This is a genomic window from Sphingomonas sp. PP-CE-1A-559 (genome assembly GCF_004340965.1).
Lineage (GTDB): Bacteria > Pseudomonadota > Alphaproteobacteria > Sphingomonadales > Sphingomonadaceae > Sphingomonas.
Genome location: NZ_SLYA01000014.1, coordinates 24,948 through 46,321, shown reverse-complemented (window position 1 = coordinate 46,321; position 21,374 = coordinate 24,948). Strand labels below are relative to the sequence as shown.

At 60.0% G+C, this 21,374-nt stretch carries 19 protein-coding genes and 1 pseudogene; 11 read left to right on the top strand and 9 right to left on the bottom strand.

Annotated features, from left to right (window positions below; genetic code table 11):
* Positions 1–894, top strand: an 894-nt coding sequence (locus C8J42_RS18775) for a LysR family transcriptional regulator (protein ID WP_207897182.1), incomplete at its 5' end; no start/stop codon positions are given.
* A 371-nt stretch (positions 895–1,265) separates the two neighbouring features.
* On the opposite strand, the gene C8J42_RS18770 is transcribed toward C8J42_RS18775, so the two are convergent.
* The 5 genes from C8J42_RS18770 to C8J42_RS18750 form a co-directional block, all read right to left on the bottom strand.
* Complete coding sequence (locus C8J42_RS18770; protein WP_133021347.1) at positions 1,266–2,408, bottom strand: alpha/beta hydrolase; 1,143 nt, start codon at positions 2,406–2,408, stop codon at positions 1,266–1,268.
* A 193-nt stretch (positions 2,409–2,601) separates the two neighbouring features.
* Positions 2,602–2,991, bottom strand: coding sequence for a hypothetical protein (locus C8J42_RS18765; protein ID WP_133021346.1), 390 nt, complete (start codon positions 2,989–2,991; stop codon positions 2,602–2,604).
* Positions 2,992–3,178: 187 nt separating this feature from the next.
* Positions 3,179–3,742: a hypothetical protein gene (locus C8J42_RS18760; RefSeq protein ID WP_165895564.1), complete on the bottom strand. Its 564-nt coding sequence runs from the start codon at positions 3,740–3,742 to the stop codon at positions 3,179–3,181.
* Between the two features lie 71 nt (positions 3,743–3,813).
* Positions 3,814–4,086 (bottom strand): PadR family transcriptional regulator, encoded by a 273-nt coding sequence (locus C8J42_RS18755; protein ID WP_082452849.1) that lies wholly within the window; start codon positions 4,084–4,086, stop codon positions 3,814–3,816.
* Positions 4,087–4,555: 469 nt separating this feature from the next.
* Positions 4,556–5,614, bottom strand: coding sequence for an alpha/beta fold hydrolase (locus C8J42_RS18750; protein WP_243644616.1), 1,059 nt, complete (start codon positions 5,612–5,614; stop codon positions 4,556–4,558).
* A gap of 834 nt (positions 5,615–6,448) precedes the next feature.
* Here C8J42_RS18750 and C8J42_RS18745 point away from each other — a divergent pair.
* Entirely contained in the window at positions 6,449–7,471 is a 1,023-nt protein-coding gene (locus C8J42_RS18745) for a glycoside hydrolase family 43 protein (protein ID WP_243644615.1), read from the top strand.
* Positions 7,472–7,803: 332 nt separating this feature from the next.
* Positions 7,804–8,898 carry an SGNH/GDSL hydrolase family protein gene (locus tag C8J42_RS18740; RefSeq protein ID WP_133021342.1) on the top strand — a complete coding sequence of 365 codons (1,095 nt, stop codon included), beginning with the start codon at positions 7,804–7,806 and terminating at the stop codon, positions 8,896–8,898.
* Positions 8,899–9,402: 504 nt separating this feature from the next.
* Here the strand turns inward: C8J42_RS18740 and C8J42_RS18735 are convergent.
* From C8J42_RS18735 to C8J42_RS18725, 3 genes are all read right to left on the bottom strand, one after another.
* Positions 9,403–10,545, bottom strand: a complete 1,143-nt coding sequence (locus C8J42_RS18735) for a hypothetical protein (RefSeq protein WP_133021341.1) — start codon at positions 10,543–10,545, stop codon at positions 9,403–9,405.
* Between the two features lie 133 nt (positions 10,546–10,678).
* Positions 10,679–11,680: a M48 family metalloprotease gene (locus C8J42_RS18730; protein ID WP_133021340.1), complete on the bottom strand. Its 1,002-nt coding sequence runs from the start codon at positions 11,678–11,680 to the stop codon at positions 10,679–10,681.
* Between the two features lie 252 nt (positions 11,681–11,932).
* Complete coding sequence (locus C8J42_RS18725) at positions 11,933–12,523, bottom strand: hypothetical protein (protein WP_133021339.1); 591 nt, start codon at positions 12,521–12,523, stop codon at positions 11,933–11,935.
* 413 nt (positions 12,524–12,936) lie between these two features.
* Between C8J42_RS18725 and C8J42_RS18720 the strand changes: the two genes are divergently transcribed.
* From C8J42_RS18720 to C8J42_RS18705, 4 genes are all read left to right on the top strand, one after another.
* Positions 12,937–14,037 carry a histidine kinase dimerization/phosphoacceptor domain -containing protein gene (locus tag C8J42_RS18720; RefSeq protein ID WP_133021338.1) on the top strand — a complete coding sequence of 367 codons (1,101 nt, stop codon included), beginning with the start codon at positions 12,937–12,939 and terminating at the stop codon, positions 14,035–14,037.
* Positions 14,037–14,501: a response regulator gene (locus tag C8J42_RS18715; protein WP_120298915.1), complete on the top strand. Its 465-nt coding sequence runs from the start codon at positions 14,037–14,039 to the stop codon at positions 14,499–14,501. The genes C8J42_RS18720 and C8J42_RS18715 overlap by 1 nt, the downstream gene beginning before the upstream one ends.
* Positions 14,502–14,619: 118 nt before the next feature.
* On the top strand, positions 14,620–16,110 hold the full coding sequence (locus tag C8J42_RS18710; protein ID WP_133021337.1) for a PAS domain-containing protein: 1,491 nt from the start codon (positions 14,620–14,622) through the stop codon (positions 16,108–16,110).
* Between the two features lie 91 nt (positions 16,111–16,201).
* The gene (locus tag C8J42_RS18705) at positions 16,202–16,552 is read left to right on the top strand and encodes a response regulator (RefSeq protein ID WP_133021336.1); all 351 of its coding nucleotides are present in this window, start codon (positions 16,202–16,204) and stop codon (positions 16,550–16,552) included.
* Between the two features lies 1 nt (position 16,553).
* Here C8J42_RS18705 and C8J42_RS18700 read toward each other — a convergent pair whose 3' ends face one another.
* Positions 16,554–16,760 carry a helix-hairpin-helix domain-containing protein gene (locus tag C8J42_RS18700; protein WP_243644613.1) on the bottom strand — a complete coding sequence of 69 codons (207 nt, stop codon included), beginning with the start codon at positions 16,758–16,760 and terminating at the stop codon, positions 16,554–16,556.
* Positions 16,761–16,963: 203 nt separating this feature from the next.
* Here C8J42_RS18700 and C8J42_RS18695 point away from each other — a divergent pair, with 203 nt between their 5' ends.
* The 4 genes and pseudogenes from C8J42_RS18695 to C8J42_RS20570 all read left to right on the top strand — a co-directional run.
* Positions 16,964–18,424, top strand: a complete 1,461-nt coding sequence (locus tag C8J42_RS18695) for an aminotransferase class V-fold PLP-dependent enzyme (protein WP_133021335.1) — start codon at positions 16,964–16,966, stop codon at positions 18,422–18,424.
* A gap of 58 nt (positions 18,425–18,482) precedes the next feature.
* Positions 18,483–18,977 (top strand): nucleoside deaminase, encoded by a 495-nt coding sequence (locus C8J42_RS18690; protein WP_133021334.1) that lies wholly within the window; start codon positions 18,483–18,485, stop codon positions 18,975–18,977.
* A gap of 276 nt (positions 18,978–19,253) precedes the next feature.
* Positions 19,254–20,978 carry a DUF885 family protein gene (locus tag C8J42_RS18685; RefSeq protein WP_133021333.1) on the top strand — a complete coding sequence of 575 codons (1,725 nt, stop codon included), beginning with the start codon at positions 19,254–19,256 and terminating at the stop codon, positions 20,976–20,978.
* Positions 20,979–21,059: 81 nt separating this feature from the next.
* Positions 21,060–21,116: pseudogene (locus tag C8J42_RS20570) on the top strand (hypothetical protein); the annotation flags it as partial.
* Positions 21,117–21,374 lie beyond the last annotated feature (258 nt).

The following is a 21,374-nucleotide window of genomic DNA, read 5'->3' as shown; positions in this document are numbered from 1 at the left end:
AGTATGCGTGGCGCAGAGTTTGCTGAACTGATGGCCTTCATGGCCATCGCGGATGAGCGAAGTTTTCGAGGTGCTGCCCTGAGGCTGAACATTTCGCCCTCGGCGCTAAGTCACAGCATGCGATCGCTCGAGCAGCGTCTGGGCGCCCGTCTCCTCCACCGTACGACCCGCAGTGTCGCGCCAACCGAGGCGGGGCAAGCCTTGTTGGAGCGTCTAAAACCGTCGGTCGCCGAGGTCGAAGATGCGGTGCGTGATGTCGGCGCTTTTCAGCAGCATCCACGCGGACTCGTGCGGATCAACATGCCGCGAATTGCGGCACAATTGATCGTCATGCCAAAACTGGCGGCCTTTCGCGCCGCCTATCCCGACATCCGGCTCGATCTCGTGATCGACGATAGCATCATTGATGTGATTGGGAGAGGCTTCGATTTCGGGATCCGGTCGGGCTCGATCGTTCAGCAGGACATGATCTCGGTGCCCCTCACCCCGGACCTCCGCATGGCTGTCGTGGCGTCGCCGGTCTATTTTGCTGAGCGGCCGCCACCGCAGTCGCCCACCGAGCTAAACGGTCACGCCTGCCTAACGTACCGTTGGTACGAAACCGGTGCCCTGCATCCTTGGCACTTCGATGGCCCCAAGGGGCCAGTGGACGTGATTGTCGACAGCGTCATGACCGCAAACGATACCGACCTCCTGCTCGACGGCGCCTTGCGGGGTTGCGGCATCGCACTTTTAGTCGAAAGCAGGGTCGAGAAGCATATTGCAGACGGATCGCTTCAACGCGTGTTGATGAACTGGTGCAAGCCTTTCCCGGGCTTCCAACTTTACTACCCCAGCAGACGCCACCTGCCTGCCGCCATGCGGACCTTCATTGAGTGGATAAAGCTGCGGTGATGATGGACAGCGAGACCGCGCCCGGTAACAAAAGCGGGCTCTTAGTCGCCGATCATCAATTGTCGCGCAGCGTCTCAACTACGGCAGAGACCCACCTCCGGACGCTCAAGCCCTTTCCCTCGTTTCCCAACTTCGGACGTTGGTTCATATTTAAGAACGATCGATTTCGAAGCCCAGTTATCCGCGCGCGAATGTCGTAATGGGAGAGAAGTGCGGAATGCCTGCTTCTGCAGTTGGAACAGGCGCAGGGCCGATGATCGTGCATGCGGAGCGGACGGCGACTTAGCGCCGTCAAACGCCGGTTAGAGTTTAAGAACCGACGCCCAGAAGCAGCAGCGGATTAATTAGTCGTCGAGCGGCGAAAATGTACGTTACCGCACTTGTCCCATCCCCCTGCCAATTTTCGACGACAGCGTGTTTCGAAGCCAGTCGCCAACGATTGCCACAAGGCGAGGCGATCCGAGGTACGGGCCCAACTTCGACGCCTCATCCGACGCGCCAGTGACTGCGCCTTCCTGGAACGAGTGGCCGAGCCCGTCCAGCATCACAACTCGAGCGTGAGGGTTGCTCGCCAAGGCGGCACGTGCTGCGGATGCGTCATCCACCACCGTATCCTTGGTCCCGTAGACCGCTAGAACGGGTATGTGCAGGGCCTTGAGATCGGAGGCCGAGCGTAATTTGCTTCCTTTCCAGGCATCTGGAACGTCGATCATCGCGAGCGCTTGTTCCGCCTGTGGTCGTGGGAATCCCGCTGCCTCGAACCGGTCGACAGCGTTTGCACGAAGGCGTGAGATCGTTGCCGCATCTCTGCTGTCCACGCGAGCCTGGAGCAAAGTCATAGTCGCATCCGCCGCCGGACCGACGAGGGTGTCACGGCCGCCAACAACCATCTTCATCATCTGCCTGTAAAGCCCCTTCCTGACGTAAGGCAGCCCGTCGCCAACATTGCCCGCCAGCGTCACCACGGCGGCAATGTCGGGATCGGCAGCCGCTGCCGCAGGCGCGATTACACCGCCCCCGCTATGGCCGACCAACGCAATGCGGCTGCCGGCGATATCCGAGCGATGGCGCATCGTCGCAATAGCGGCGGCAGCGTCCGCGGTTAGCCGCTCGGGATCCTCCTCATAGGTGCCGGTCGACTGCCCGACCCCGCGCTTGTCATATTCTAGAGCAGCGATGCCGTCGGCGGACAGTTGTTTGATTAGCTCGGCAAAGCCACCACGTTTATTGGGTCCACTCCCCTGAATCATCACGGCCAAGGGATAAGGACCCTTACCGTGGCCTGCCGGCAGGTAAAGCGTTCCCGCAAGAGTAACACCCGGCTCGGATGAAATGCGAACCTCGGTGGCGATCGGCCCGGGTACGGCCATGCCAGCACGGTTCGGCGACGGTTTGCCGACCTTTGCCTGTGATTGCGCCTCTACGCGGCCGGCGATGCCTGTCGCGAGAAGCGGGAGAAGGGCCGTTAATAGCCGTATGGGGGACCCCCGGAACGTATTGGTCATGGCTTTCATTATTGCTCCATCTCCTCACCGTGCAGCACGGCAGGTATGCTGTGCCAAAATCTTCCCACCGTTCGCTGCCGAACAACCGCTCGTGGCATTCTGCAGCCTTCCCCCCCCCGCTATAAAAACATATATAGATTTAGTGGCAAGGCGAAGCTGGCGCGGGCCAATTCATTCGAACTGATTTACAGATCCTTCGAGATTATTTGCGAAGGTGTGGCGTCAGCCTTTTAAAGACGTAGGGCGTCAAACCCTCATGAAGCGTAAGCTTTGTCGCTGAAGGTAGCCTGTCGAGCCGTAGCTTCCGCACCGAGCGCGTTCCGTCCACGTCGAGCCCTTGATCGGATACGACGCCAACATCAAAGCGCGGCAAGATGTACGGCCCATCTGCATCTCTACCGACAATGTAGGATATGGTTTGCTGATCGTTGAGCAGCATCTCGCCGTCGGTAAGCTTTATCGTGCCGCAGAAGTCATTTGCGAACAGGCCGTTCGCGCTGGCATCAACGACAGGCTTACGGAGGAAGACAAATAAAGCGATGAGTAAGACAGTGCCGGCTGCAACGCCGCCTATACTAATCCCACGTCGCATCGTCGCTCCCTTTCGCACGTCGGACGCTGTTCCTCTCAGCGCGTACACGGCTTCTGCGTTTCATCGACCCTCAGCGTCGAACCTCGCCACCCTCGCGTTAGCCACAGAACAACATATGTAGATTTAAGAGTCAAGTAGGTCCGCGAAGGTCCAGCCAGTCGCATGGATCGTAAAGGCTGCCTACAAGCTACCGAGTAGGCCAATCGCGCGAAGCACCTGCAAGAACTCGAATGTGCCACTGCGACATGGATACCACCGCCACAAACTCGATCGCCAGCTCCGCGACTTGCGCCCTCAATGACGACAAATCGAGCATCAAGACGCCCATGAACAGCGAGAGCGTGATCATTGCCGCCGCTATCAGCGTGCCGCACTTCACGATGCGCGGCCAGTCCCCCTCCACGAGCATCCACGCAAGGCAAAGGTGCGCCATGCCAAGCAGAAGCCACGTGATCAGCAAGACCGGGATGGCGCTGTTCTGGGACCAGATCAAATACAGGTTCGGCCCGTCGCTGGCGCTTGGGTCGCCGAAAGGCGGACCGTCCGCCGAGGACAGGAAGCCGACCGCCTGCTGGAACTGCAGAGCTGCCATCGGGATGAGTACTCCCAAGGCGAGCGCGTAGGTCGCAACAATCAGTCGCCCTTCGCTGTGCTTCCCGATTTCGCGCCATGCTGCGAACAGGCAACCGAGAGCGAACAGGAATGGACGCCGATCGTCGACCGCGGCTTCGAACTCCGCTTCCATGGCCATCGCCCACGTTCGGCGATCCGAGCCGAGAGACCGACTGGCCAATGACAGCAAAGCCCGCGACACTGCTAATGTCATGCGAAGGAGCCCTTGGTGAAGGTGACCGGACCGGCAGGTGTCGCCGTCCGCGCAAATGCCACGCCGGCATTCGTTAAACGGTACGCATGGCGAGCAGGACGGCCAGGGTGTTCCGGCTCCCGCCACTCGGCCTCGACGAGCCCCTGGTCGGTCATGCGGATCAGTAGCGGGTACAGCGTTCCAGACAGAAGCCCTGTTTCTTTCATTAGATCGTAGCCGTGGCGCCACAGTTGCGTGTGCGCCGACAGCGCCTCCAACAAGAGCAGCATTTGCTTCGATGGTCGACGATTACGGCCCATGTTCCTACTCAACCTAAGTAGAGTTATCTGTCAATCGCCCAGTAGGTAGTATCGACCCGTATCCACCTTTTCGACTTTGGTAAGTGCCTCCTAGCAGTCAGCCAGGGGATCTGTGGACCGTATGTCACGCAGCGCCCAGCTTCGCGAGATGCGGTAACGACGTGAATCGACCAATTTGACCCGTTTAAATGGCTGAACTTGGTCGCGGTCGGCCATCAAAAAGCGAAATGAACAAATGGCCGAAGTTTGGACACCGAAGCCCAATGAATAATCGATCGGGCGTTTTGTCCGATCCGACTATCTCGCGAGGGATGGTCGATCGAGGATGCGGACCCGTCCTCGAAACCTAGGGCTGGTGATAACAGTTGATAGCGTTCAAATCTCGGACTCGCTGGGCCTTCCTGTCGGAGACATTGCCGACGAGGCGCATGGTGCGCGGTCATTTTACCGCGGGGAGCAGATGTCGAGGAAGCCACCCATCGATTAGGCTTAAGGTGGCAGGATCGGAAATGGGCCATCCTTGGTAGTCCTTTTTGCCTTCTGTCGTGGACACCAAGGGTTTGAAACCATGTTCGACGTCAGGCATCTCGACGATTTTAGCATCGCCGTTTTTGATCAGCGCACGTCGCGCTTCCGGTATGCTGAGTGCACTGGAAACGACCGTGTCATCAGCCGCGTAAATCGCGAGTACCGGCGCACGAACTCGCGAAAGGACATCTGAGGCGGCAACGGTGTACAGCGATGTCGTCGCAGGCTCCGACAAGGTCTTCACCGCGCCTTCAGCCAAAGTTTGCTTCCATCCGCCAGCAACGAACGCCCGGACCACCCCCGCACGATCAGCCGCGATCATTTCCTGCGACCCTCCGTTTGTCAGCGCGTCGAGATATCTTCCGGTCGCGCGGATGACGCGTTCGGTTGCTTTGGCCTCCATCCCGGCCGCGGTCATTTTGACGCGCATGGCGTCAAGAAACATCACACCTCGCTGCCCAGCCGGAGCTGCGAGCATGACGATAGCAGCGACGGCTGGATCGTCGGCCGCCAAAGCGGGGGCAATGACCCCTCCCTGGCTCAAACCCAAGATGGCAATGCGGTTCGTATTGATGATGTCGTGCCGGGATTTGAGATAGGCGAGAGCTGCACGCGCATCACGCGTCATTGGCTCCATCGCATCAATGAAAGTGCCGGTGGATTTTCCAACGCCACGTTTATCGAAGCTAAGCGTAGCAATGCCCTTCGCGTGGAACTTCGCCTCCAACAGCGGATAGATACCGTGTGGCGATGCACCACCCCCACCCAGTAACAATACCGCAGGAGCAGGCGCCTTGGCGGCGGGAGGAATAAACAGCTCACCGGCCAGAACAACGCCAAGTTCGGATTTGATCCAAACCGACTGTGAAGCGCTTGTCGATGCGGGGGCATGGCCTGCCCGGACGGGCCCCACCAGTAGAACACATAGCGCGGACGCTGCAAATGCTAGCGGACGTCTTTTGGCGATCATCACAAGTCCCTCCCATTCGATTGGATAGAAGAAGTGGTTTCTCGAATACCGTACGGGATAGATGCGCCGAATGCGGTCGTCGCAGAACTGCGTCAGCGCATCCTAGTTGCTCACGACAGTTCCACAAACCATACAATTGGGAACGTCCGGAATGTAAAGGTAAGCAGTGCTACTGCTTTCAGTGGTCATGCCGGGTGGAGCAGGTCTGCGTGGACCACCTACTTGCGAGATCCACGGAAGATCAGCCAATTTCCAGCAACCAAGATGGCAAATCCGAACGCTAGGCTAAGCATCATCCCTTGACTTTTAGCTGCGTGACAAGGGTTGCCCGGTACAGGGCCGATTACATCTTCGGCACAGTCGCCGATGACGCTGAAGCCCACAAGCACTAGAGTGACAGCCGAGGCAATAACGGTCCATGCTTCTGCGGCTAAAGTTCGCACTATGCTAGCTCGCCACCAGCCGAACAGCGCTACAGGCACGCATGGCGCAAGCCAGACTAGTAAGACCCAAATTTCACTTCGCATCAGTGCTACTCGCTAAGGATCATGACAAAATTCTTAGGCCGCATAGTGAGGAAGCTGAACGAACAACGGATCTCAGGCAAGCGCTCAGCCAAGAGGATCGCACAATGAGGGCGCACGTTCTTCAGGCCAACGGCTTTCGGACAGCCCCACACTCCGACATTCACGGCGTCATCGCCGCTTCCACAAACCGAACGCGTGTTCAGGTTAGGGGACCGGCTTGATATCCGGCAAGTAATCGTTCGTGTCGACACGGGGGCATTGACGACGCCGGTCGCGGAAGTACGCTTACGACAAAGATAGGGAGATGATGGTGAAACATTGGCTCGGCATGATAGCGCTAACGCTTGGTCCCGCGTTGGCTGCAATCCCGGCCGTGGCGACCGACGCTCCCGGCTCCAATCCGATCATCCGCGATACCTTCATCGCCGATCCGGCACCCCTCGTTGTGGGCAACACGCTTTACCTTTACGTCGATCACGACGAGGCCAAGGACGGCGAGATGTTCAATATGAGCGAGTGGCTGGTCTACTCGACGACGGACATGAAGCATTGGAGCCCTCATCCTTCGATCCTGAAGATCAGTGACCTTAAATGGGCAAAAAAGGACGCGTGGGCACCGCAGGCCATCGCCAAGAACGGGAAATTCTATCTGTACGTACCCGCCGAGCATGACGATACCCACCCTGGCAAAGCCATTGGTGTTGCGGTGTCGGACACGCCGACCGGCCCCTTCAAGGACGCGCGCGGCTCGGCGCTGATCACGAACGAGATGACGCCCAAGGGCCAGCATAGCTGGGAAGACATCGATCCCACCGTGCTGACCGACACCGACGGCACGACCTGGATCGCGTGGGGCAACCGCGAATGCTATATCGCCAAACTTAAGCCGAACATGATCGAGCTCGACGGACCGATCCGGGAGATTACCCCGCCCTTCTACGTAGAAGGCCCGTGGCTGCACCGACGCGGTAACCTCTACTACCTCACCTATGCCTCCATGGACCCAGCGGCAAAGCTGGGGGCCAAACCCGGGGACGAACACGTGTCCTACGCAACGGCGCCGGCAATCACCGGCCCGTGGACGTTCCGTGGCGAGCTGACCGGACCGGCGAAGAGCAGCTTCACCATCCATCCCGGTATCGCCGAGTTCAAAGGCAGCTGGTATCTGTTCCTGCACAATGCTGCGCTGACGATCGGCGCTCAGAAGGGCGCGCTTGGACGTCGCGCAGTTACCGTAGAACGTCTCTATTATAATCCGGATGGCACGATGAAACCGGTCGTTCAGACCGAAGCCGGGGTGTCTGGCCCGCAGCTCAAGCGTAAGCGGTGAAGTGTCGCGGAGTTTACTGGCTGCACGCTGCCGATCCTGCGTTAATTAAGCGAATGGGGTAGTCTAAGATGACGCGATCTGGTTTGACCTTGCTTTGTGCCATGGCTGCGATGTCGGTCCCGGCCGCAGGCGCGCCACCGCGCCCTACGGCTGCTCGGGCCGCCTCGGATCGCACGTGGGTTGCAGCGTGGGGGTATGTCGTCTCGCCACCACCGCCCGGTCAGCAGCCGGCCCCTTTCACGCCTCCCGCCGGAACGGTCGTCCCACTTGGGCCTGCTTCGGCACCGGCCAGCCCGCCCACCCCGCCTCGGCTGCTTGAGAACCCGGGCGAGGTGCCGGTCGACACCGGCACTGGCGATCTCGTCAACGCGACCATCCGGCAGGTGGTCCGCGTCTCCGTCGCAGGAAGCGCAGTTCGGCTGCGGTTGTCGAACGAAGGCGGCGTGGACGTGCTTGCGATTGGAGCGATGCACGTCGGCCTTGCGGGGCCGGACGGATCGGTTCTGCCCGGCACCGATCACATCGTCACCTTCGCCGGTCTGCCTGGCACCAACATCCCGGCAGGAGCGCCGTTGCTGAGTGATCCCATCATGCTCCCCGTGAAGGCGCTCGATAGGCTGGCAATATCGCTGTACGCGCCGGGTCGGCTGCCGGTTCGTAACGTGCGAGCGCTGTGGCAGTATGTCGCCGGCCCGAGCGGCGACAGCGGCGCGATGCCGGTCTTGTCTAAGGTCCGCTTGGTGAACGCACCGGTCATCCTCACGCAAGTCGAGGTCGCACCTACTCAGCCGACGAGTGTAGTCGTTGCACTCGGTGACTCGATCACTGAAGGCTATGGCTCAACCAACAATGCCTTCCGCGGCTGGACCGATCGACTAGCCGAGCGATTGGCGGCGCGGCCGGGCCGACAACGCTGGGCGGTGTTGAATGCGGGGATCGGCGGCAATCGCCTGCTCGGCTATGGTGCAGGTCCTAATGCACTCGCGCGGTTCGACCGCGACGTGCTGAGCGTGCCTGGCGTGAAGGCCGTCATCTTGCTCGAGGGAATCAACGATATTGGACGCAGCTTCAGCCCCCGCGGAGCAAGCGATCCTGTAACGGCGGACGCCCTGATCGCGGCGGACAAACAGATCATCGAGCGGGCGCATGAGCAGGGTATCCGCGTAATTGGCGCTACGCTCACTCCGTACAAGAACGCTGGTTATGCCAGCGAACAAGGCGAGGCGGTGCGACAGGCGCTTAACAATTGGATCCGAAGTTCAGGGGCCTTCGATGGCGTAATCGATTTTGCGTCGTCGGTCGCTGACAAGACCGATCCCCTAGCCATCGCCTCTGTGTTCAACGACGGTGACAAGCTGCACCCCAACGACGCTGGCTACAAAGCGATGGCAGATGCGGCTGACCTGCAAGTTATTACCGGTATGTGATCGGCTAGCTCGTGTCCCGTACGCCCATATCGAATGGTGCGTAGTTCAGCGCTTTGTCCCCCTCGAGCATCGGACAAGACGTCGGCCGCTACCATTCACAATCGCAGATCACCTGACCCAGTTTCGGCCATTAGCGACCACTTTTCATGTTTCCAACTTCGGCCATTCGTTCATCTCGTTCGTACGGCCGCACTCAGTACGCTGAACAATCTTTTTGGCGGATTCGGGCGAGAAAACGGGGAGTCCGATCAGGGAACGTCGCAACGCGCAACCAGACCTCAAATCAAGGCGGCGTGGTCTGTTCCGTATCATCAAGAAGATGGCATGCGCTTTCTGGTTCGCGCCGAAATTTAGCGTGCCAACGTCCAATTTGGTCGCATCTGTCGACCAAGGGTCGACAATCGTCAGTTGCGGCAACGTCGCTTAGGTATTCTTGAGACGCGGCCGCGATCAGCGCGCAAGAAGCCGGATTATAAAGTCACACCAGATATACCGCGACCGTCATCACGTCCGAGCCCAACCCGAGTACGATGCCTTTCCGCTAGACATATCAATCACGAATGTGTCGCCGTTCCAGCGGCTGGCGTAATAGTTTCCGTCCGCCTCGAACACGCTGACGAAAGGCTCGCTGGTCACGGTCGCGTGATCGAAAGGATGCGTTCTAGAATCGGTCGTCCCGGCCTCAGCTGCGATCTGCCACATAGGCGCGCCACGTACGCCGCAGCGGAATACCTCGCGTCCGACAATCGCCGATACCGTCGGGTCGTTCGCATTGTCCGACAGAAAGACTACCAACTGTCCGCCGTCATCGAGAAGCACTCGCGTGTTGATGGTCCACCGCCCATCCGCGATCGCAGCCGCAACGTCCGACGACGTGCCGTGGGACGGCGCGGCATCGACATGGTGCGCCGGCGCCGTCGACTCACCGATACCCCACCCCTCCGCTTTCGCGGTAAATGAGGTACTGAGCGGCTGGCCCAGAGTGACGATCCGCATCTCGGCGGTAAACAGGACACCGAGTCCGGTGAGCGACACGAGCAGCGTTTCCCATGCCTGATCATCGCCACCCCGATCGTATGGATGGTCGCGAAGATGCTTGAGGTGGGATGTCGACGTACGATCTCCACCCTCGATCGTCGCGAGACCTTCCCCGATTAGCGCCTCGACGAACCATAGAACCAGATCCTTCCAGTCCGAACGATCCTCGACGTCGTTGAGTAAACGGGCAGGTGCGCGAGCCGTCTGGGTAAGTATGAACAGGGTGTCCTGCACAGCGTAGAGGAGCCGGTCACGTTCGGACGGCCCCCGCCCGGCAACGTCGGTACAATTGCCTTCGTCGGTATTCGAAGGCGGCTTCGTCACCTCACCCTCGCGCCGTTGGCGAACAAGCTCATGCAGCGCGAGCAACGCAGCTTGCAGGGCGTGGTCGAAAGGAAGTCGCTCCGTGTTGCCTTGCGGCTGATAGGTACTGGCGCCGTCGAGCGTCATGACATGGCTGTCGAATTGATCCAACCATTGCTCGTCGCCCGGTTCCAGGGCGTCCCTCAGGCGGAGCAGCAGTTCGGTCGTGACGGCTGCCTCATCGGGGATGAAACGGCGTAGGGCGGACTCCATTTCCGACAGGATTGCAGCGCCCGCAACGCTCATCGCTGTCGCCCCGGGATCACCGTCACGACATGACCCTTTTTATTGGTGATGATCCGAAGATCGGCGTCCCTGACAGGGCCCATAGGTCGCACGTCATCCACGATCGCAGCTTCGCCGATCCTCATATCCGCGGTTATGCGGCGACCACCAGCTTGACGAGCGTCCCGGGCTTCAGCGGCTCGTCAGCCGGAACGCCGTTGATGACGATGAAGCGTTCGCGCTTGCCGTCGGCGACCGCCATGCGCTGGCTCAACGTATCGATCGTGTCCCTTGCGCTAACGGTGACGATCCGGATGACCTTGCGACCCTCCTTGCCCTCGCCATATGGCAGGCCATCGAGCATGCGGAGGAACGCCGTATCCTGGGTGGTCGCAATCTCCGGCTTGCCGGTGGCCTTCGCCAGTGCCTCTGCGCGCTGCACACGATCGGCTCCATTCGGATGCGTCGATGCCCATGTCGGCGCAGACCGTGCGGTGCCGCTGGCCTGCGCCGTCAGTCCGGTCGACTCATCGAGCGCAGCCAGGATGTCGGCCGAGGCATAGGGCGAGTAGCCCGCAGCGGTTATGTAGCGGACGCCAAGCGCGTCCGCCTGATATTCCTGATCGCGTCCGTACTTCAGCGTGTACAACTGCGCCCCCGTGCCGGCGAGGCGGGTCGCAAGATCGCTTTTCGTAGCCAGGCTAACGCCACGAGCAAGGAGGCCGCCGATCGTCGCACGCGTGTTACGCGAGGCGGCGTGGCGGGCGGCAACATGGCCTATCTCATGGCCCATCACGGAGGCGAGTTCCGCCTCCGAGGTCATCAGTGCGAGCAGCTGACGGGTGACGTAGATGTACCCGCCCGGGATGGCGAAGGCATTCTCGACCGGGGAGTCTAGCAGAGTGACGGTAAAGTCGCTGCCTGCATTCGACAGGCCAGACTGGACCGCGACACGCTTGCCGACGCGTTCGACGAATGTCGTCTGCGGCCCCTTGTACGCACCGCCGAACTGCGCGAGCAGTTGCGGATGAGCCTGAGTGCCCTGCGCCTTGTCAGTCGGCGAAATTGAGCGGCCCGTGTTCTGGGCAGTGAGAGGGGCAACGGGCGCAAGCACGAATGCGCCGGCTAGCAGTACAGCAATGTGACGGCGGATCATGAAGCTCTCCCGGTTACGACGGTATAAAGCGACCCATACGCCGTTGTTCCGGATGAGCATCGATACCGCTCTGCACTGATCTAGCGATCGTCCCGCCAGTTGCTGCTAAGCGGGGGAGTATCGCTGTGGTTTCTGGACGAGGGTCCGAAGTTGCGGGGGAGGAAGACCGACAGTCAGAGACCCGAACGGAGAGAAAAGCGGACCGGCGGCTTCCGGCTCCATGGATTGGATAACTAGGTCGTGGTTGATCGGTTATCTAAAAACAATCCACACTAGGCCGATAATGGAAATGCCAAGCGTGATGCACGAAGCCGGAATTGCCAGAAACGCATATAGTGCGTTCGAGGGCTTTTGGGCCGGTTCTGTTACAAAACCGGCCTTAGCCTGTTTGAGAATTACCAATATATCATTGGGCTCATGCGCATAGTCCTCGGCCGCTATGACTAGCTTGCCGCCGCTGCGTTGCGGCATGACTATCGAACGCGCAGCGCTTTTACCGTTTAAACGCCGCAATACGGGCTCCCCCAAAGCCGACCAAGAATGGTAAAGCCTCGTACCCTGGAAGTTCAGTTCTACGCCACCGGTGGTCACCCTTAGCCAATCAGGACGAGCTAAACGACGAAGCGTGCGCACTTGAAGCCACACGAAGAGAAGTGCGATAGGTGTAAAAATCGCGAGAATAGCAATATCGGCTAGTTGTACGCGATCTTTTCTGACCAGCGCATAGCCATAACTTATAGCCAGGCGCGCAAAGGGAAGCAGAAATGCTACGAGCACAATAGCTTGCGGCAGAAGCTTCGGCCTGCATGCCTTGAGCGTCACGGCACGGTTTTCGGCGTTCATGAACGCCACCTACCTCATAGTGGTTGCTGAAACCTTCGCTCGAGGATCGTGCCGATGGATAGGGCTTGACCCATTCACCGATCCAAATGAACGAATGGCTGTATCGGGAGCCCGGATCGCCGGCATGAACGTCCAGGTTTGGACGAACACGCCCTACTCTACGGCTTCCACCAGACCCACAGGCGGATACTCACGAGCCATTTCCGCTTTCCCCATGTCTGCCATTCGTTCAGCTTCCAGCCTGCAGACGGGGCGCCGATTTTTGATCTCAAAGAGGCTTTGTACGCGCAAGCCATGCCGCCCAATGGTCATGCCTGAGTGACGAACTCGATCTCTCAGCGGAACGGAAAACGATCAAAACGATTTAGTCCCGGCACGGAGTTCGGCTGGTCGGCACGCTCCACGGAGGCGTGATGAAGCAGCGGGACGATTGGCATCTGACGGAAGCGCTCGATTACGAGCACGGACGAGCGGACCCTTTTGCCGCGGCTGTTCGGGCTACCCGAATGCCTATGGTTATTACGGACCCCGCGCAGACCGATAACCCGATCGTCTTCTGCAACGAAGCCTTTCAAACGCTGTCGGGCTATGACCGAAGTGAAATCATTGGCCGTAACTGCCGCTTCCTGCAGGGTCCCGACACCGATCGAGAGCAGGTGGCTAAAGTGCGTCGGGCAATCGACGCCCAGACCGACATTGCCGTGGACCTCCTAAACTATCGAAAGGATGGATCTGCGTTCTGGAACGCGTTGTATCTGAGCCCTGTACGCAACGACGCCGGTGAGGTTGTATTCTTCTTCGCCTCCCAGCTTGATGTTACTGAACGCGTCAAGGCGCAGACTATCATTTCAAAGCAAAAGTTATTGGTCGAGCAGGAAGTCGAGGCGCGCACGTCAGACCTGGAGGCCGCGTTAGATGCAAAAACTCTGCTGCTTCACGAAGTCGACCACCGGGTAAAGAACAACCTTACGATGATCGGTTCGCTCCTGCGTTTGCAGGCGCGTAGCATATCAGACCCCGCTGTTTCATCAAAACTTGAGACCATGCTCGAACGGGTCGATGCGCTGGCGACGGTGCATCGCCGTCTTTATCAGTCGGACGATGTCACCCGGTTCGATGTCGGGGCGTTTACCGAAAATCTTATCGGCGACGTCGTTGGTGCCAGCCGACGCGACGACATCAAGCTGGTTTCGAACATTTCGCAAATAGAGGTGCCGTCCAGTAAGGCGGCATCGCTTGGGTTAATCCTCAACGAGATAGCGACCAACGCCATCAAGCATGCATTTGCCAACGGGCGAGCCGGTACGATTTCTGTCCGCACCGCCCTGGAAGGCAATAATGCCCTGATCGAAATCACCGATGATGGCCATGGGCTAGCCAGCAATGACGTTCAGCCGGACGGCATTGGCAAGATGCTTATCTCCCGCCTCGCCAAGCAAGTCAGGGCCGACGTCATGTGGTCCGACGCCGCCCCCGGGGTTCGTGTATCTCTCTCATTCCCGGTGGACGATTAATGAGTGTACGTGCCCAACCGCCGTTGAATGTGCTGATCGTCGAGGACGAAGCTCTTTTGGCCATGGATATCGAAGCGATGATCGAAGACGCCGGTCACCGTGTCGTCGGCGAGGCCGCGTCTCTCTACGAAGTTGAAGACCTGGCAAGCGATCTCCATCCGGACCTGGCTTTTGTCGACATACAGCTTGCGAAAGGCACCAGCGGCCTGGATGTCTGTGCACTAATCCGGAAGCGATGGGCGGACGCGATAGTCGTCTTCGTCACTGCAAACCCACTTAAGATCCCAGCCGACTTTGCCGGTGGCCATGGCGTCATACCCAAGCCCTTCTCCCGGAATGGTCTGATGTCTGCAATGCGCTACATCGAAGAGGGTGTCTGCGATCCGCCGCCCGTATCCCCGCAGCCGGCGAGCTTCATTGCAGCACCCGCGTTTGCCGCAGAGTGGTCCCAGACTAGCCGCTGATTTCCGGTGATAACCGACAATCGCATGGCCTCACGAGGTGGGACGACAGATGACAGAAGTTCTACATAAATTCGATTACGTTGATCCATCAACGTCTTACCGCTAGGACGTTCCTGCTTTGGACCGTCAGCCACTCCCGCCTTCGCCTATTCGACCGCACGATGCCTCAGGTGTCGTACGCGAGGCTGTCGACGCATTTGCGTCCCGCCTCAACGAGCATGACCCCTTCGTTGCGGCGTTCGATCACTGCATTACGCCGATGGTCGTCAGCGATCCAACGCTACCGGATAACCCGCTGGTTTACGTCAATCGTGCGTTCGAGGCTCTGACGGGGTTCTCGGCGGTCGAGGTCGTTGGCCGGAACTGCCGTTTCATGCAGGGACCGTTGACCGATCAGGCCGACGTCCAACGCATGAAGGACGCAATTGCTCTCCGTAAGCCGATCGATATCGACCTCCTGAATCACCGTCGTGATGGCACGCCGTTCTGGAACCGCCTCATGGTCGCGCCCGTGCATGACGCGACCGGCAGCCTACGCTACTTCGTGGCATCTCAGCTCGATGTCACACTCGAGCGGCACGGGCTGTTGCAGTTGGAACGCGACCGCGACACGCTGAGTGCCGAGCTTGCGAAGCGCGAAGTTGCGCTAGCCGAACGAGAGGCCCGCCTGGCACTTGCGCTCGATGCTGGCGGACTGGGCACTTGGACCATCGACCTGCCAGAATGGCGGCTCAGCTACTCGCCAAGTTGCCTGACGAACTTTGGAAGGCCGGCCGGAGAGATATTATCGGCGGAAGGCTTGTTGGCTTGCGTGCACCCAGAGGATCGCGAACTCGTCAGATCTTCGCTGAACAGCGCTATCGAGCATGGCACGCGGTATAACGTCGAATACCGCATATTGACGCCTGAAGGCGAGCAACGCTGGATCCATTCCCAAGGCTCGCTGCAGCGCCGTGCGGATGGCACGCCGTTGGCGGTTTCGGGCTTTTCGAGCAATGTTTCAGCTCGCAAATTCGCCGAGGAGCAACGTTCGGTTCTGGCCCATGAACTGACACACCGCGTGAAGAACACACTTGCGACGGTCAGTGCCGTTGTCAGTCAGACGCTACGCGATGCTGGGTCCCTTGCTGAGGCTCGGGAAGCGGTGTCGGGCCGCATCGCTAGCCTCGCGTCTGCGCACGAACTGCTGCTCAAGGACGAGATCGAAGGCGCGGCAATCGGTGAGATTGTCGAGCGGGTGCTGGCGCCGTTCATGGACAGCAACGGTCGACGTTTTTCCGCTGTCGGCCCGACGATACGGCTGACCCCGGAAGTGACACTTGCGTTGTCGATGGCGCTGCACGAGCTGGCGACCAATGCGATTAAATATGGAGCGCTCTCGGTACCGGAGGGGCAGGTGAGCATACGCTGGGATCTGAACGGCAATGCAACGGAACGCCGGCTTACCTTCTCCTGGGCAGAGCAGGATGGACCTATCGTTGCCATGCCAACACGTGTTGGATTTGGTACGCGAATGATTGAGCGCGTCCTGTCACGCCACATCCGCGGCAAGGCGGAAATCCAATATCTGCCGGAAGGTGTTCGCTTCGCAATCGAAGCGCCGATCTAAGCTTTCGACCTTGTCTGACATTTATTAACCCCGTGGCGGGCCCATTGCGTGACCATATTGGTTAAGAGCTCAGCTTATCGGGATCTGTCATATGTGCCATGTGCTCGTCATCGAGGATGATTTCCTCATCGCCGATCACATCATCCAGCTGATCGAGCGGGCTGGCGGCACATCCTTTGATCAGGCTGCCTCGCAAGATGAGGCAATCGATGCTGCGAGATTAAGGCCTCCCTCTATCATCATGTCCGACGTCAATCTCTCAGCCGGTACCGGCCCTGCCGCGGTGGAAGCCATCATCTTGGAGCATGGGCCAATGCCCGTGATCTTCGTGACCGGCACGCGCGAAGCATGCCATGTAAGTCGGCCATCGATGATCGTTCTCGACAAACCGATCAACGAACAGGCTCTTATCGCGGCGTTCCAAAGTCTGGCGCCCGCCTGAGTCAGCAATCGCCGACGGTCAGTGAAGCAGTCGCCCCATCGGCCTTACCGGTAAGACCGGGTACTTCATCAAGTTGTCTCAGGTCACTGAACCCGCCACGTTCCTCACGATAGCGGACGATCTCGAACCCGTGCCCCGCTAGCGCCGGGATGGCGTCCAACTCCGCCGCACTCGCCGCGTTGACGTTGATCGGCATCTCGTTCCTCATAGCTCTTCCTCTTTCGTACCCTTGGTGACGGAATGTTGGAAAAGGGCTTTGCTATCGATGACCGCCCTAGCCAGCTAGGCGGAAGGTTTGATTGATGTCCGCCTTCGACGGATAACTGCTTGTTTGATAAAGAAGATCAACCATCGTGGAGGGGCTTTCCAGTATCCGTGCGTTTCACCCACTCGATCAGGAGAGGGTTCGGCATGGATCAGAAGAGTGCGCCGTTGGCCGATGCGTTGGTGGCGATCGAGAAGAGGCCGGTCATCGGATTTGGAGCGCCGGGCCACAACCAGGGTGCAGCCATTCCTGGCGGGATGAAGGCACTGCTCGGCAAGCGCGTTTTCCAAGCCGACGTGCTGACGCCGAAGGGGCTCGACGACCGTACCGAAGGCAAGCTGGCCCTTCAACGTGCGCACGAGATCGCGGCGGAGGCCTGGAATGCCGACTTCTGCCGGTTTGTAACCGGCGGATCCACCCAGAGTCTTCACACGGTTATGGCCTCGGTCGCCGGCCCCGGTGACACCATTTTGATCGCGGCGAATGCCCACAAGGCCGAGCGTACCTATGCGCTCGCGACGGGGCTCGATGCCGCCATCGTGCCGGTCCAGATCGACGGGGAATGGGACATCGAGCATGGCGTCGAGCCGCAAGCGCTTAGCGCCGCACTAGCAGCCAATCCGACTGCCAAGGCATTCATCGTCGTCAGCCCGACCTACTACGGCGTCACGAGTGACATAGCGTCGCTCGCTGCTGTTTGTCACGATCACGGCATCCCCCTCATCGTCGATGCCGCCTGGGGCGGTGCCTTCGCGTTCTGTGAGGGGCTTCCGGACGATCCGCTTACCAAGGGGGCGGATGCCGCCGTCTACAGCGCCCATAAGACGATGGGGGCCCTCGCGCAGGGATCGGTGATCGTCGCCAAGGGCGACCTGATCGATCGCCAGCGATTGTGGATGGCCTATGAGCTGTTCGAGACCACCAGCCCATCGGTACCGATCCTAGCAACGCTTGACGCGACCCGCCGAGATCACGCGTTGAACGGGGAGCAGATGTGGAACGGCATCATTGCGCTGGCGGAGAAGCTTCGGAAGAAGATTGCCGGTATCGCGCCGCTACGCGTGTTTGGTCGCGACGATTTGCCGGCAGACGCCGATCTGGACGTCACGAAGGTACTGATCGACGTCTCGGCGCTAGGCGTGTCGGGGTATGCCATCGACGATTGGCTCTACAAGCATCACCGGATCAGCATGGGGCTATCCGACGCCCGGCATATCCTGGCCGTTCTGTCGCTGGGCACAACCAAGTCCGATCTCCGCAAGCTCGTCGGTAGCTTGCAGGATCTCGTGAAGCGGCTCGGTTCCGATCCCTCCATCCTGCCGGCAATCTCGCCTGTGCCCGGGATCGGCACCCTGTCCGTCGACATGGCGATGCCCGGGCCTGCGGCACTCTACGGCCTAGCCGAGATGGTGGCCTACGAGGCGGCTGAGGGAAGGATCGCAGCCGAGATGATCGCGCCCGCGCCGCCCGGCGTCCCCCGACTGGTGCCGGGCCAGCGCATCACTGCTGCACACGTCGCATGGCTTGTCGCGAACCGTGATGCCGGGGCTTTCGTGATGGATCCGGTCGATCCCACAGAAGCGACCGTCAGGGTGGTTCAGAGCTGACGCAGCAACCGGATCGACATGCCAAATCTAACAGCAACTGCAATTAGGTGGACACGCAATGCAGACCGATACCGACGAACACTGGATGCAAATGGCGATAGACGTCGCGCGCTCCAAAGGGTCCGACCCCTCAGCCTCCCCGCTTGGATGCGTCATCGTGCTAGACGGGAAGGTGATTGCCGCCGAACGCAATCAGACCAAGGAGTTGCCTGACGCAACCGCTCATGCCGAGATGATGGCGATCCGTCGGGCTTGTGAGCAAACCGGAGAACTGGAGCTGCGCGGGGCAACGTTATACTCGACACTCCAGCCCTGCGGCCTGTGCACGATGGCATCGATCTGGTCGAAAGTCGGCCGCGTCGTTTACGGTGCTGGTCGCAACGATGTCCATCCGATGTATTTCGAGGCAAAGCACGTCGACACCCTCGGCTTCATCGGGGACGCCTATCGGGACGATATCGAGATCGAGGGCGGCTGCCTGCGCAGAGCGTGCGCTGAACTCTATTACGGTCCCGATGCTAACTTAAACGGAGAGGAACAGGCCAACCTATAAGCACACAGCATGTCATAGGCGTCGACTGTTTGCGGCTATCAGCGCTAGGGTAACACAAAGCCTCCCTGAAGCAGCCCCGACGACCCAAATGCGGACGTTCAGACCGTCATACACTCTTCCTAACTTCAGCCGTTCGTTCATCCACAGCTGGCAAGATGCGACAACGAGGACACGGCACAGTTGAATTTCACGCGGCCGACGAAGGAAATCCGGCGCGCTTTCCCTTGCCGACTGAGGGAGGTACGACTGCCGCAACAAGCGGAAAATGGGGACACGATGAGGTTTGAATATGTGGCCGCGACGGTGCTTGTTGCACTTGCTCCAGCAACGGCTTGGGCCCAGCCGAGCTCGGCGGATGCGCAGCTTAAGGCGATCTACGACGCTGAATGGGAATGGCGACAGAAGGAGCTCGCGCAGATTGCGGACGGCTTGCGCAGCAAGTCCGATGATCATTTCCCCGCCGTCGCCCCCGCTGACTGGGCGCGCCGGCGCACCTACTGGAGCACAGTTCTCGACCGCATCGCACGTATTCCCGCGACGCAACTTTCCTCCGAAGAGCGATTGAACGCCGCCGTCCTCAAGGAGTCGCTCCGCGGCGAAGTCGCGAACATCGACTTCCGCACCTACGAGGCGCCGCTCAACAGCGATTCCTACTTCTGGGGCGAAGTGAAGCCCTATGCCCCGCTCGAGAACGCCGACGACTATCGCCGCTACATTGGCCGGCTCAAGGATGTGCCGCGCTGGTTCGACCAGAACATCGCCAACATGCGCGCCGGACTGAAGCGCGGCTTCACGCCGCCACGCGTGTCGCTCGCTGGGCGCGATGCGACCATTGCCGCCTTCACCAAGCCGGGCGCCGACAACCCGCTCGCCGAACCGTTCACGGCAATGCCCGCTTCGATCTCGGCAAGCCAGCAGGCGTCGATGCGGGCAGAGGGACTGGCTGCGATCGATACCGCCGCGGCCCCCGCCTATGCGAAGCTCCTCGTCTTCTACCGCGGCACCTACCTGCCCGGCACGCGCACGACGGTCAGCGCCTCTGCACTGCCTGACGGCGAGTCGTTCTACAAAAGCCAGATCCGCGAATACACGACCCTCGATCTCACACCGGAGGCGATCCATCAGATCGGCCTCAAGGAAGTTTCGCGCATCGACGCCGACATGAAGACGACGATCGCCACCACCGGCTTCAAGGGCAGCTTCGCCGACTTCCTCGCCTTCCTGCGCAGCGACCCGCAATTCTACGCCCGAACCCCGGACGAACTGCTCGGCTTCTCGGCCTATGTGGCGAAGCGGATGGACGGTCAGCTGAAGGACGTCTTCACCACCCTTCCCCGTTACCGCTTCACCATCCAGCCGGTGCCCGACGCGATCGCGCCGGTCTACACCTCGGGTCGCGGTGGGCTCAGCGCATGCCTCATGAATACCTACGACCTGAAGTCACGCCCGCTGTACAGCATCGTTGCGCTGACGCTGCACGAATGTGTCCCCGGTCACAGCCATCAAGCTGCAATGGCATTGGAAGCCCCCAGCCGCCCCGCCTTCCGCCGCCAGACATATTTCTCGGGCTATGGCGAAGGTTGGGGGCTCTATTCGGAATGGCTCGGCACAAGGCTCGGCATGTACCGCACGCCGTACGAGGAATTCGGTCGCGAGACCTTCGAGATGTGGCGCGCCGCCCGCCTCGTCATCGACACCGGCATCCATTCGATGGGGTGGAGCCGGCAGCAGGCGATCGACTACCTCGCCGGACACACAGCGCTCGCGAAGCTCGACGTCGAGATCGAGGTCGACCGATACATCAGCTGGCCGGGGCAGGCACTGGCCTACAAGCTCGGGGAGATGAAGATGCGCGGGCTGCGCGCAAAGGCGGAGGGGGAATTGGGCGACCGCTTCGACCAGCGCCGCTTTCACGACGCCCTGCTCAACATGGGCTCAGTCCCCCTGCCAGCGATGGAGGCCGAGATGATGAAGTGGATCGCGGCAGAGAAATCACGCTGATACGGTCGGCTTCGCCTCGGGTGCTCGCAGCGCGAGGTCGAGCGCTATTGCGTTTCACCCGGGCAAGCGTGCCGCTACAAGATCGGCTATGCTGCCCGGCTGCGCGTACGGGAGAAGGCCAAGGCAATGGCCGGCAATCGCTTCGAAGTGAGGCATTTCGATGATGTACAGGAAGCCGGTGCGATGCCGCTGTCGATTTTTGCAGTGGATTGCCGAGGAACATGCGCACGCGGGCTTCCGGGCATGCACCTTCGAACTTCGATTGACGCCGACTCACTTCCGGACACTCCGGTGCCCATTTACGCTTCCCAACTTCGGACGGCGGTTCATCGTCAGAGAAGGTGTAGCGCCGCCTTTGGAAACAGCAGCGCGGATGGCTTAGGGATATCAGTGCCT